The sequence below is a fragment of the Arthrobacter sp. TWP1-1 genome, from assembly GCF_049897845.1.
GTDB lineage: Bacteria > Actinomycetota > Actinomycetes > Actinomycetales > Micrococcaceae > Specibacter.
Map to the genome: position 1 here is coordinate 123,084 of NZ_JAFCXC010000010.1, position 12,826 is coordinate 135,909.

At 60.9% G+C, this 12,826-nt stretch carries 11 protein-coding genes; 7 read left to right on the forward strand and 4 right to left on the reverse strand.

Annotated elements, in window-relative coordinates:
• Nucleotides 1–268 precede the first annotated feature (268 nt).
• Genes ACP7B9_RS15570 through ACP7B9_RS15585 form a run of 4 tightly spaced genes read left to right on the forward strand, consistent with a single transcriptional unit; the run spans nt 269 to nt 4,209 of the window.
• Nucleotides 269–1,363, forward strand: a complete 1,095-nt coding sequence (locus ACP7B9_RS15570) for an extracellular solute-binding protein (protein WP_425864849.1) — start codon at nt 269–271, stop codon at nt 1,361–1,363.
• A 1-nt stretch (nt 1,364) separates the two neighbouring features.
• The gene (locus tag ACP7B9_RS15575; RefSeq protein ID WP_425864851.1) at nt 1,365–2,243 is read left to right on the forward strand and encodes an ABC transporter permease; all 879 of its coding nucleotides are present in this window, start codon (nt 1,365–1,367) and stop codon (nt 2,241–2,243) included.
• On the forward strand, nt 2,230–3,060 hold the full coding sequence (locus ACP7B9_RS15580; RefSeq protein WP_425864852.1) for an ABC transporter permease: 831 nt from the start codon (nt 2,230–2,232) through the stop codon (nt 3,058–3,060). The genes ACP7B9_RS15575 and ACP7B9_RS15580 overlap by 14 nt, the downstream gene beginning before the upstream one ends.
• Nucleotides 3,061–3,081: 21 nt before the next feature.
• Nucleotides 3,082–4,209, forward strand: coding sequence for an ABC transporter ATP-binding protein (locus tag ACP7B9_RS15585; protein ID WP_425864853.1), 1,128 nt, complete (start codon nt 3,082–3,084; stop codon nt 4,207–4,209).
• A 25-nt stretch (nt 4,210–4,234) separates the two neighbouring features.
• Here the strand turns inward: ACP7B9_RS15585 and ACP7B9_RS15590 are convergent, their stop codons facing one another.
• The gene (locus ACP7B9_RS15590) at nt 4,235–4,609 is read right to left on the reverse strand and encodes a winged helix-turn-helix transcriptional regulator (protein ID WP_425864855.1); all 375 of its coding nucleotides are present in this window, start codon (nt 4,607–4,609) and stop codon (nt 4,235–4,237) included.
• 101 nt (nt 4,610–4,710) lie between these two features.
• Between ACP7B9_RS15590 and ACP7B9_RS15595 the strand changes: the two genes are divergently transcribed.
• Nucleotides 4,711–5,589, forward strand: coding sequence for an SDR family oxidoreductase (locus ACP7B9_RS15595; RefSeq protein ID WP_425864857.1), 879 nt, complete (start codon nt 4,711–4,713; stop codon nt 5,587–5,589).
• 178 nt (nt 5,590–5,767) lie between these two features.
• Here the strand turns inward: ACP7B9_RS15595 and ACP7B9_RS15600 are convergent, their stop codons facing one another.
• The 3 genes from ACP7B9_RS15600 to ACP7B9_RS15610 all read right to left on the reverse strand — a co-directional run bounded on the left by ACP7B9_RS15600 (nt 5,768) and on the right by ACP7B9_RS15610 (nt 10,896).
• Nucleotides 5,768–7,192: a polysaccharide deacetylase family protein gene (locus ACP7B9_RS15600; protein ID WP_425864859.1), complete on the reverse strand. Its 1,425-nt coding sequence runs from the start codon at nt 7,190–7,192 to the stop codon at nt 5,768–5,770.
• A 480-nt stretch (nt 7,193–7,672) separates the two neighbouring features.
• The gene (locus ACP7B9_RS15605) at nt 7,673–9,322 is read right to left on the reverse strand and encodes a flavin monoamine oxidase family protein (RefSeq protein ID WP_425864861.1); all 1,650 of its coding nucleotides are present in this window, start codon (nt 9,320–9,322) and stop codon (nt 7,673–7,675) included.
• Complete coding sequence (locus ACP7B9_RS15610; RefSeq protein ID WP_425864863.1) at nt 9,322–10,896, reverse strand: amino acid permease; 1,575 nt, start codon at nt 10,894–10,896, stop codon at nt 9,322–9,324. Before ACP7B9_RS15610 ends, ACP7B9_RS15605 begins: the two co-directional genes overlap by 1 nt.
• A 117-nt stretch (nt 10,897–11,013) precedes the next feature.
• On the opposite strand from ACP7B9_RS15610, the gene ACP7B9_RS15615 reads away from it, so the two are divergent.
• Nucleotides 11,014–11,217: a hypothetical protein gene (locus tag ACP7B9_RS15615; RefSeq protein WP_425864864.1), complete on the forward strand. Its 204-nt coding sequence runs from the start codon at nt 11,014–11,016 to the stop codon at nt 11,215–11,217.
• A complete protein-coding gene (locus ACP7B9_RS15620) occupies nt 11,207–12,820 on the forward strand; it encodes a PucR family transcriptional regulator (RefSeq protein ID WP_425864865.1) in 1,614 nt (537 codons plus the stop codon). The genes ACP7B9_RS15615 and ACP7B9_RS15620 overlap by 11 nt, the downstream gene beginning before the upstream one ends.
• Nucleotides 12,821–12,826 lie beyond the last annotated feature (6 nt).

Here is a 12,826-nt window from a genome sequence, read left to right on the forward strand (position 1 = left end):
ACGTGATCTGCACAACTAGGCGCTAAGTGAGCTGCGTTACTAAACGTAATATGTTTCTTAATGAAATACAACCGTTGACTCTGAGGAAACTTTGGGTTTACAGTTACGGCACCGAAAAGCTGGATTCCGATCCACGCGTCGATTTCGCAAATGCAGCGTGAGCCCTCCGGGTGCAATCCACCCGTGACGAAACGCCGTCCCCGAGCCAATGATGCTCACAAGTTGCCAAGCAATCCTTGCCTAGCCGACGCCGAAAGGCTATTTCGCCATGACACAAAACAGCTCACCTTTGGTCAACCGCCGCTCTCTCCTCAAGGCGGCAGCGCTAACTCCGCTTGCCGGAATGGCGCTCACCAGCTGCAGTACCAAGTCATCCACGGGTGCACCTGCCAACTCGACCGTGACGGTCACCTCTTATGGCGGCTCGTATAACGATCAGTTCACCCAGACCATCCTTGATCCGTTTGCCAAGCAGTCAGGCATCAAGCCAACTTTGCTGGCCAATACCAGCCTTGCCGCCCTCAAGGCGCAGGTTCAGTCCGGCGATGTGCAGTGGGACTTGGTGGAAATTACGGCACCCGAGTATGAGGCCGCCGTGAAGGAAGATCTGCTGGAGAAGTTCGATTACGACATCATCAGCGACAAGGGTCTGCCCGGATATGCCAAGGCCGAATATGGCATCAAGTACCTGAGCTTCCTGTTCGTGATGGCCTGGGATGAAACAGTGATCACGAATGGCCAGGCGCCCGCCGACTGGTCGCAATTTTTCGACCAGAACCGCTATGACACCAAGCGTTCAATCTACAACCAGCTCTCCGACAGCTCGGTGCTGGAAGCTGCGTTGATGGCCGACGGTGTCCCGTTTGATCAGATCTACCCGCTGGACGTTGACCGGGCATTGCGTGTGCTGGCCGCGACTCCCGGCAAGGACCGCTTGCTCTACCACGCAGCCAATCAGGAGCCCATCCAGCAGTTGACTTCCCGTGAAGTATCGCTTTCCACGAGCTTCAACAACCGGATCAATGCGGCAAGGGCGGATGGCGCAAAGTTGAACTTCTCGCCGCAAAACGCTGTTCTTGCCGGCGACTACTTTGTTGTCCCGAAGGGCGCCAAGAACAAGGAAGCGGCATTCAAGCTCATGAACTTCATGTCCAACGACGCCGAGGCTGGCGCGGCGTTCGACAAGGTCACCAATCTGACCCTCGCCAACACCCCGGCGCTATCCAAATTGCCACAGGAAATCGCCGACACTCTGCCGACGAGCCCGAAGTTGGCGGACAAGATTTTGGTTCGTGACGACAAGTGGTGGGCCGAGAACTTGAAGGCGACCGAGCAGAAGTTCAAGCTCTGGCAGGCCAGCTAACATGTCCAACGCAACTCTTGAAAGGGCTCGGCCCCGCGCCGGTAGTCCGCCAGGTGAGCGCCGCACGCGGCGGCGCGGTGGATGGCTCTTGCTGTTGGCCCCCATCATTGTTTTTGACGTGTTGTTGTTCCTCGCCCCATTGGGAAAGCTCGTCGCCTCAAGCTTCACCGACAACGCGTATGGGCGGGTCCTAGCGGACCCGCTCGTCACGCGGTCCCTGATCAATACGCTCACGATCGCCTTGACGACAACAGTCGTCACGGTGGTGCTCGGCTACGCCATCGCCTTGGTGCTTTGGCGTAGCGGGCGAGTGATGCGCGTGGTCTTGTTCGCCGTCGTCCTTTTGCCTTTCTGGACAGGCATCTTGGTGAAGAACTTTGCCTGGGCAGTGTTGTTGCAGGACAACGGACTGATCAATGGTTTCCTACAGAACATTGGCCTGATCGATGCTCCCCTCGAACTGTTGCACAACCGCTTTGCCGTCATCGTCGGCATGGTCCACTGCCTCTTGCCCTACGCAGTCTTCCCGATCTTCTCGTCCCTGACCGCCATCGACGACCGACTCGCGCTGGCCGCAAGATCCCTCGGGGCCAAAGAGACGTCTATCTTTGGCCGCATCACGCTTCCGCTCAGTGTTCCAGGTATCTCAGCTGCGGGGCTGCTGGTGTTCATCGTCAGCACCGGTTTCTTCATTACCCCTGTGGTGATGGGCGGTCCCGGCGACATGATGATCGCCAATGAGATTGACTACTACGCCCGCCAGCTCACGGACTTCTCGGGTGCCGCTGCGCTTGCAGTCATCCTGACGGTCCTGGTGAGCATCATCGCCGCCATCTACCAGCGGGTTCTCAAGGCCGGAGGCCAGCATGAAACGCTCTAAGACGTTCCAGCCCGGCAGGCAGCGAAAACTGCTGTCACTGCTGGCGCTACCAATCTTTGCCTTCTTGGTTGTCCCCACCTTGATCGTGGTGCCGGTAGCGCTGAACGACAGTCGCTACATTACGTTTCCGCCGGAGGGTGTCTCGCTGGCAGCCATCCAGGGGTTCTTCGCGGATACGGCCTGGACGTCGGCACTGTCCGCGAGTATGCAGGCCGCCGGGATCGCCGTTGTGCTTGGTGTCATCTTCGGCGCCAGTGCCGCTATTGGTCTTCACGGCCGTAAATTCCCCGGCCAGCAGGCCGTGGTGGGGCTGGTACTGGCCCCCATGATTGTGCCGACAGTGGTGCTGGCGCTTGCCTTCTACCAGTTCTTCATCTCGGTGGGACTCGTAGGCAGCATCATCCCCATCGGCCTGGCGCATGCCGTCATCGCCACCCCGTACGTGTACCTGACCACCCGCGCCAGCCTGGCCGGCCTCAACCCGGCTTTGGTCCGTTCGGCGCAAAGTCTCGGGGCCGGAACACTTTCAGTCTTCCGCCACGTCTATCTGCCCGTCATCTTGCCCGGCCTGATTTCGGGTGCCTTGTTCGCCTTCTCGGTCTCCATCGACGAGACGGTCATGTCATTGTTCATGCAGTCACCCAGCGCCACAACGCTGCCCGTGAAAATGTTCACAGACATCCAGTTCAACCTCACGCCAAAGATCGCGGTTTCCTCGGCCCTTCTGGTCACCGTGGCCACGATCGGCCTGCTCATTCAGGTGGTCTACCTGCTCAAGCGCCGGTCCACCGCCAACCAGATGCCCCTGGCCGTCTAGATTCAATCGCAAAGGATTCCCATGAGCACCTCAGTTATTGACTCAACCACTGAAATACCCAGCACGACGGCGGCTCAAAAGGGTGCGATCGACCTCCGCCAGGTGCGCAAGACCTACGGTGACGTTGTCGCCGTCGACCAGCTGGACCTTTCGATCCAGCCTGGCGAATTCGTCACCCTCCTAGGTCCCAGCGGCTCCGGAAAAACCACCACCATGATGATGGTGGCAGGCTTCGAGGAGCACACCTCAGGATCCGTCATGATCGACGGCGTGCCGGTGGACTCCCTGCCGCCGCGGGAGCGCAACCTCGGCGTCGTCTTCCAAAACTACGCGCTGTTTCCGCACATGAGCGCCCGCGAAAACGTTGAATTCGCGCTCCGGATGCGCAAGATACCCAAGGCAGAATCACGCCGTCGTGCGGAAGAAGCTCTTGACCGGGTGGGCCTGTCAGGTCTTGGCGCACGCAAGCCGCGGCAGCTTTCCGGCGGCCAGCAGCAGCGTGTGGCACTGGCACGGGCGCTCGTCTTCAACCCCGCAGCCTTGCTCCTTGACGAGCCCATGGCCGCACTGGATAAGCGCCTCCGCGAGCACATGCAGGAGGAGATCAAAACGCTGCAAAAATCGTTGGGCATCTCCGTCCTCTTCGTCACCCACGACCAGGACGAGGCCATGGCCATGTCGGACAGGATCGTGGTGATGAAAGACGGGCGGATCGTGCAATCCGGCCCACCCGAAGAGGTCTACAACTACCCCGTGACGGACTGGGTGGCCAGCTTCCTTGGCGACACGAACCTTATCCCGGCCACCGTCATCAGCCGTGAAGGCGACGAGGCCATCGTGGACCTTGGCGTCTTCGGGACAGGAAGGGTCCGCGACCGCGGCGCCCAAGGCGAGCGGTACGCCGTCTCAATCCGACCCGAGCACCTGAAATTCCGCACCGGACCCGCGCAGGAGAATGGCGCCACAGGAGAATTGCTTTCCTCAACCAATCTGGGCGCCACCATTAGGCACCGGATCAGCGTGGGCGAGCACAAGCTCCAGATCCGCGAGCTCAGTTCCGAATCGGGCGCGGCCGGGCGTACCGTGGGCGATGACGTGCAGATCGGCTGGGACGCCGACAAGGCACAGCTGTTGGTGCTGGAAGGCTGAGCGCGCCCGGGGGAGTGCGGGTCAGTTATTGACCGTTGACGATCTCTTCGGCGTGGACATTGATCCAGTCCAATAACGGGATGAGGAGCGCAACAAGGTCGTGGCCGCGGCTGGTCAGGCTGTAGTCGACCCTGGGTGGAATGACCGGCTGGGCGTCTCGATGGACGAATCCGTCGCCTTCGAGTGTTTTGAGGGTTTGGGCCAGCATCTTTTCGCTGATGCCTTCGGTTCGACGGCGTAATTCGCTCCAACGCTGCGGGCCCTGGGCCAAGGCCACGAGGATGAGCACACCCCATTTGCTGGAGACATGATCGAGCACGGTCCTGCTCGGACAGGCGGCCGGAAAGATGCCGCCTAGGAGAGGGGCGAGCGGCTGGACTGTACTAGTGCTTACCTTCATGTATGTACCTTACCTTTAAGTGCGTACTCTCCTTTCGGAAGAAATGGCGCACACGTGATGTTGGCACAAGTGAAAGACTTCCTCCAACGAACGGATTCCTCATGACAATCCTCATCACCGGCGCAACCGGCCAGCTTGGCCGCCTCGTCGTCGAAGCACTCCTTGACCAGAACGTTCCTGCCGGAGAGATCGTGGCCACGGGCCGGGATCTAGCAAAGCTCGCAGACCTTGCTGACCGCGGCGTTCAGGTTCGCCCGATCGATTACAGCGACCCCGCATCCCTGCGCGAGGCATTTTCCGACGCCGACAAGGTCCTGCTGGTTTCCGGCAGCGAAGTTGGCCAGCGGCTTCCGCAGCACCTCAATGTCATCGCCGCCGCCAAGGAGGCCGGCGTGGGCTTGATTGCCTACACCAGCATCGCTAACGCTGACACGACAGGCATGGCGTTGGCCGGCGAACACAAGGCCACAGAGGATGCCCTGCGCGAGTCCGGTCTGCCGTTCGTCCTGCTGCGCAACGGCTGGTACCTGGAGAACTACACCGAGCAACTTGGCAACTTCCTCCAGCACGGGGCCGTGCTCGGCAGTGCCGGTGAAGGCCGCGTCAGCGCCGCCAGCCGGGCAGACTTTGCTCAGGCCGCGGCAGCGGTGCTTATTGCGAAAGATCAGGCCGGTAAGGTCTACGAACTCGGTGGCGATACTGCCTTCACACTTGCTGAGCTCGCCGAATCGGTCGCAGCGGTCACCGGCCAACAGGTGGCCTATCAAGACCTGCCCGCGGAAGGTTACACGCAGGCTTTGGTCGGGGCTGGAGTACCCGAACAATTTGCGCAGATCCTGGCTGACAGCGATCTGGGCATCGCCCGTGGCGATTTGCTCGTCACCGGTGGCGAGCTGCAGGCACTGATCGGCCGTCCCACAACGCCGCTATCCGTCGCCGTGCAGGCAGCTGCCGACGCACTCTTGGCCGCAAACGCCTAAGGGCGAAAAACAGCACTGGGCGTAAACAGTACTGGCCTGTTTCGGGGACGAAACAGGCCAGTACTGCTTAATGCCGGCTGCGGGCCAGTGCCAATGACGCACCGGATCGCGTAGTGCGCGCCGATGCTGCTGGCTGGAACCCGCAGTTCATTCCGAGTGAAGGACGGTGCGGGTGCTGCTACCTTCCGAATTTGCTGTTGAAGCGATAGAGGAATGCGGCAGTTGCATCGCGTTGGACGGGCAGGCCGGGGCGGAATGTCACGGTGTTGTTCGGCTCGGTCCAACCCTTTGTGATTCCATTGGCAGCCAACCACGTGATCTCTTTGGCGAACCTGTTGGTGGTGGAAACGTCAGTGAAATTGCTGGATCCGGTCACGGCGGGGCTGCCATTAAGCCGGTACAAGAAAGCGGCAAAGGCGTCACGGTTTACGGGCGAGTAGGGACGGAAGGTGCGGTCGTTGCCAACAAGGTATCCGGTGGTGATATTGCTGGCAAACAGCCAGGTGATTTCCTTGTAATACGGGGCAGTGGTTGGCACATCGCTGAAAGGGGAAACTGCAGGGGGCGCATATGCTGGACTCCCCTTAAACCTGTACAGGAAGGCGGCGATTGCATTCCGCGCAACAGGCTGGACGGGACGGAAAGTCCATGTGTTGCCGGCTTCAGCCCAGCCTGTGGTGATGTTGTTTTCGGCCAGCCACGTGATCTCGGTGTAGAACGGGGAACTCGTTGGCACATCGGTAAATAGTGTTGGCGTGGGCGACGGGGGTGGCGACTGCGACTGCGTCGGTGAAGGTGACGGCGATGGTGATGCCGACGGCGTTGGCGTGGCGGTTGGCGTTGGGACGGATTGGACTCCCATGGCCTGGGCCACGGTCTGAACGGAGGTAGTCCCGTTTGCGGTACGTGCCGCCAACCACGTTACGAATTGTTGGAAGAGCGTAGGAGTAATGGTCAGGGTGGGATCCCCTCCGACGGCAATTCGGTGGAAGGTGAGTTGAACCCAGCCGCCGGTCGTTTCGGCGTTGGTCACCGAATCCTGCAGGTTCTTCAAGGTCCAGGTGCTGTCAACCTGGTCCGGTGCCTTGATAATCATCGGATCGGCCGGCGGCAGCGTCTCGGCAAAGGCGCAGTCAGAGCAGCTCGCCGGGGAATGCAGATCACCGAGCCCACGGGCGCTGGAGTAGTTGCAGCTCTTGACGTTCTGCTCGACGGAGGCGTTCTCCGCGGCGAACGGGTACGCAAAGCTTTCGACAGCGAATCCCCAGCTTTGCAGAGTAGTCCTGCTGTTACAGATTTCCGCGGTTGCGGCAGCGGAGGAAAGCGTTGTGAGATCCGGGTGGGTGACTGAATGCCCGCCGATTTCATTGCCATCGGCCACAAAACTATGCAGATCCGCCTGCGTCAGGTACCCCGCGTCACCCACCCAGCTGGTGGTGATGTAGAAAGTTCCGACCAGCCCGCTGGCCTTCAGCACCTTCTCCGCCGCCGCTTGATCGGCATTGCCGTCGTCGAAGGTGAGGCTAATAATCGTCTTGGGCGCAGCGGCTTGGGCCGGAATGATTGAGATGGTTGCCGTGGCCCCGATAACCAGCAGGGCCATTGCCGCGGCGCCCCACACGAGGAAGCGCCGGCCGCCACTTTGTTTCCTTCTCGATGGTGCGGCATGACGCGGTGGATGGTGTCCAAAAAAAGTCTTGATAGTACGCACTGTTATCACTGTTATCTCCGTGGTGGTTCTCGTCAGCGAGAAAAGATGCCAGGGAAGGCTTTTGTGCGGCCCTGTCATGCGCCGCGCGGCCAACCGCCAGAGTCTTGGCTCCACTCAGGCGCTGGCAAGGAACTTGGCTTATGGTCTTTGACGTTCCACAATGCCCCCAATCCAACCGCGGGTCCGGTTGAACAACAGAGATAACAGATAATAACGAGTGGCGGATCTAGGACTCATTGAACCACGCCACAGGACGTTTGTGGGCGGATCCACCAACAAAAGCTGATTCGTAACAACTCGACAACATGGCCTGGTTGCCGTGCCGAAACATTGAAACATTCACACACTGCAACCAGGCAAACGGCGTTGGTCCTAGTCCAGGGACATCGGGCCGATCTCGGCCAGCAGCTCTCCCGGTCCGGGGTTTTCCGGGGCCGAGGTGCCGCCAAGATGTTTCACGACACCCCACACGGCGTTCAGCGCCGTGGTGACTGCGCCGTCGGCCCATCCCGCCGTCCATGACACGTCGTCGCCGGCAAGGAAGATGCCTCGCTGGCTTTCCGGGAGCTCTGCCTGGTCGAAGTGCGTGAACAGGCGCTGCTGGTAGCGGTAGTGGCCGGGCAGATTGGCTTTGAACGCACCCATGAAGTTCGGGTCTGCCTCCCATGAGACAGTGATGGGCGCGCCCACAATGTGCGAGGCGATGTCCACATCGGGGTAAATCTGGGCGAGCGAATGCAGCATCAGCTCCACGCGTTCCTCGGCGGACAGCGAGAGCCACTTCAGCGCGTCGTCGTTCCAGGTGTAGGAGAGGAGGATGACGGCGGGCGCATCCGGGCCGTTGTCCAGCAGGTATGTGGCGCGGTTGAGCCTGTCGGTCAGCGTCATGGACATGACCTCGCGGCCCGTGGCTGGGTCGATGTCCTTCCAGAACGGCCGGTCCACCATGACAAAAGTCTTGGATGACTGCATATAGTGCGATCGTTCAATGGCCGTCCACATCGGCGCGGCAAACAGCGATTCCTCCGTGTTGATCCGGGTGGAGAGTAGCCATTGCTGGCAGGTGCTGATGGCCACCGGGAAACGATGCGTCTTGCCCCAACGTTCGGTGATCTCAAGGGAGCCGTCGCTGGCTCGGGCAATCTTGGCCACACCGCCGCGCGGGGATCCTGCATGAAGAGACTTCAGCGAGGTTCCTTCGGGCCAGTGCTCCATGCCCGACGGCGCATCTTCCCACAGTGCCTCCGGGAGCCTTTGGGCCCCGCCGACGATGCTGCGGTGACCGTCGTCGGCGTCGGTGTAGACCACGCGGAGGATTTCCAGGATCGAGTTGGGGAAGTCGGTGTCCCAGCCGCCGGTGCCAAAGCCGACCTGGCCAAAAGCCTCACGGTGGCCGAATCCGGCTTCCTTGAAGGCCTTGCTGGCGGCGATAAATCCGTAAAAGGTTTGCTCGTCCAAGGCCGGAACCAAAGCGTTCCACAGTTCCTTGATCGTTTTCGTGTCCCGCGCCCGGATGGCTTCTTGCATCTGGGCGAACAGGGCGCCGTCGTTGACGGATGCCCGCCAGGCCCGGGCCACCTCGTGGAAGAACTCGGGAAGGTCGGACTCGGTGACGGCGTAGTGGGATTCGCCCGTCAGTTCAATGACAGTGCTTGAGGTTGCGCCGGAGAGCGGGTTGGGGAACTCTGCTGTGTCCAATCCCAGCTGGTCTATGTAGTGGTAGAAGGCGCGTCCCGAGACGGGGAATCGCATGCCGCCAAGATCGGCGGTGACATCCGGAGCCCCGGGGAAACTGGCGGTGCGCAGCCGGCCACCGATTTGTTCCGGTTCAAAGAGGACCGGCTTGAGCCCCATTTTCATGAGTTCATAGGCGGCAACCAGACCGGAGAGCCCTGCGCCGACAACAGCAACTTCGGTGCCATAAGCAGCCTGCGGAACGCTGCCGAGACCGGCCGGATGGGCCAGATAGTGGTCATAGCTGAAGGGAAAATCAGGGTTCAGCATTGTGATTGCGTCAGTCATTAGTGCGGTGCCTTCGCGGTGTCGGGGACATCAGAGGGAGCGGTGTTCGTCTCAATGCTGCGGTTGGACAGTTCCTGATACTCAGTTTCGGTCAACGCGGCCACCCGCGAGTGGCGGCGCCCGTAGCCAAAGTATGCCAGTATCCCGACCAGCATCCACGCAACGAAGACCAGCCAGGTGATTCCGCCAAGGTTGGCCATCAGATAAATGCACATGAGTGCACCCAAGATGGGAGTGACGGGGAAGAATGCCACCTTGTAGCTACGTTTGAGCTCGGGACGGCTGCGGCGCAGGTAGATCACGGCGATGTTGACCAGCGCAAAGGCAAACAACGTACCAATGCTGGTGGCGTCAGCCAAGGCGCCCAGCGGGATAAGGCCGGCCGTCAGTGCAACGGCGATCCCCACGATCAAGGTGCCGGCAACGGGGGTGCCGCGCTTCTTCGAGATGCGGCCGAAGATCTCGGGCACCAATCCATCACGGGACATGGACATCAAGATGCGTGTCTGGCCGTACAGTACCGTCAGGACAACACTGGCGATGGCGAGGACAGCACCAACCGAAAATACCAAGGCAATCCATGGCTGGTGGGTGATTTCTAGAAGGAGCTGAACCAGTGCGGCTTGGGTTCCCTCAAACCAGGTCCACTCGCGGGCGCCCACGGCGGCGATGGCAACGAGGACGTACAAGGTTGTCACAATAGCCATAGAGAACACGATGGCTCGGGGCAGATCGCGCTGTGGGTTCTTAGCTTCCTCACCTGCCGTGGAGGCAGCATCGAAGCCGATGTAGGAGAAGAACACGCGTGACGCTGCGGCCGATACGCCAGCGGCACCCATGGGCATGAGCGGGCTGAAGTTGCCTGCGTTGAAAGCGGAGAACGCGATGGCGCAAAAGAACAGCAAGATGACGATCTTGACAGCGACGATGGCTGTATTGACCCACGCACTTTCCTTGGCTCCGCGAATCAGCAACACCATTGACAGCAGAACAATGACCATGGCGGGAAGGTTCAGGAATCCGCCGGATCCGGGAGGCTGCGAGATGAAGTCAGGGAGTGCCCAACCAAAGCTGGCCACGGACTCATTGATGTACTGCCCGGCGCCAACGGCTACGGCCGCCACGGATACCGCATATTCGAGCACAAGACACCAGCCACAAATCCATGCCATACCCTCGCCCAAGGTGACGTAAGTGTATGAGTAGCTGGAACCGGCAACCGGAACCATGCCCGCCATTTCCGCGTATGAAACGGCGGACAGCAGGGCGGCGATGCCGGCTATCAGAAATGCGATGAAGACTGCGGGGCCTGCCAGGGGTACGGAGTCTCCAAGGACCACCAAGATGCCAGTACCAAGTGTGGCTCCAACGCTGATCATGGTCAGCTGGAGGACGCCGAAGCTGCGGACAAGTTTGCGGCCGCCTGATCCGTCCTCTGCCTCATGGCGCATTTGTCCCAGCGGTTTACGGCGAAGTAGTTGGCGGCCCAGGCCAACCGCGGGCCTGCCTTGGTGCGGACCCCCGGAGCGCGCAGTCGACGTTGACTGCGGGCTGAGCTGTTCACGTAGTGACATCCTCTAAATCCCATTCTGTATGGTCGTGCGGGTACAGACAAAGCTGTGCAAGCTCCTCAACACTAAGCTTGTGACGCGCATCTCATGGTAGTGCAAAACATCCTGTAGCCTATGTTTATGAGACATAACGCACTAATTGATGCTGAGGTATCAGGGCTGACAAGCGGCACATTCGGTGTTGACCTCGATACCAACGTGCGCATTGAGCGCGATGTGCATATTGTGCGCATTCTGCGGGGCCAGGCCAGCAACAGACATGGCGACGAGATTATCAATCGCACCACTCCCCGGCTGCAGCGGTTGTACACCCATGGCGGCTAAATCCCAGAGTGGCCGCTCGCGGGCACTGCCACTTTCCGATGAAGACGTCGAATCCCGGTTCCGCTCCGTCACCCTAGCCCAGTTCTTGGACGAGCTCCCGGAGGAGCTGACCATTTTGCATGACGCCGATCTAGAGGCGCGGCTGCGCTGGGTTGAGCCGAGCGAGCTTGCCGACCCCACGCCGTATCTGATGGATGGCGAGTTTGTGCTGACCGCTGGCCTTCCGCTGCTAGGCGAGGGTGGGACTGCGGATGCCATTGAGGCGTATGTTGAGCGGCTGGCCGTGGCCAAGGTCTGCGCCCTGGGGTTTGGCTTGACGCCGTACCACGATGAGGTGCCGCCTGCTCTGGCTGCGGCGTGCCGACGCCACGGGCTGACGTTGGTGGAGGTGCCACCCACCGTGCCCTTTGCCGCCATCGGGCTGCAGTTTGCGCAACTGTTGGAGTCTGATTCAGCCAAGGTTTTCCGTCAGCTCGCGGAAACCAACCGGATGCTCATGCGCTCGGTGCTCTCGCCGCGGCCGGATCAAGAAGCACTGGCCACGCTGGTGCAACGGGTGCCATGCTGGGCGGTCTTGGTCGGCGCCGATGGAAAGGTGAGGGCCCGCGCCGGAAGCAATCCGGCCGACGTCGTAACCCTCGGCCCGATGTTGCAGCGAATCTTCTCCGGATCGGGGCCGCGGGTGGAGCTCGACAGCTATCCGTTGCCGGGTTCGGATTTTGTGGTGGGCCACCCGTTGCGCAGCGTCCGGGACGTGAACCTCGGTGCCCTGGTGATTGGCTCCGTGGAACGCTTGTCACCGGCTCACAACAACATTGTCTCCTCCGCCGTTGGCATGTTGGAGTTGCTTTCGCGGCAACGCACCAGTGGTTCGCTCGCGCCAAGCCAGCTGGCCACGGCTTTGCTGTTGCACCCCGAGACCCTCTCCACCGGAACGGCCCGGCAGGTAGCGGCGGCGAAGGACCTGCTGGCCCAAAGCCTGGGCTCAACACGGTCCGCGCCCATGCGGGTAGTCCAGGGCGTCAACGTCGACGCTCCGCAATGGCGCAGCTCGGACAGCCCTGTCCGCGAGTTGCTGCAGTGGCGGCGCATCCTTGACACCAAGATGGTGGAAATCACCGAGTACGGCTTTACGGCCGTAACGCGGCTGAAGGTGGACGACGCCGCGGTGGCGGAGGTTGAACGCCTTGGTTGGCGGCTGGTTATTGGCGACCCCGTGGAACTCAACGACCTTCCGGCGGCCTATCAGCGAGTGAGTTCCTTGCGGTCCCGGGCCCGCGCCACGGCCGAAACGCTGCGGGTTGACTCCGTGACCTGGTCCGTCACCGGCCTGTTGGGTCGCGAAGCGGGGACCATGCTCGCCGAGCAGGTATTGGGGCCGTTGCTGGAGCCCGAACGTCAGGATGCTCTGTTGGCGGTGCTCCGCGGTTGGCTAAGTCAGAACGGCAACTGGGACGCTACGGCAAAAGCCCTTGGCCTGCACCGCAACAGCGTCCGGCGCCAGATCGGCGTCGTCTCTGAGTTACTGAACCGCGATCTCAACGACGCACAGACCCGCGCGGACCTCTGGATCGCGTTGCAGTACACCCCACCCGCACCCTAACCCGCT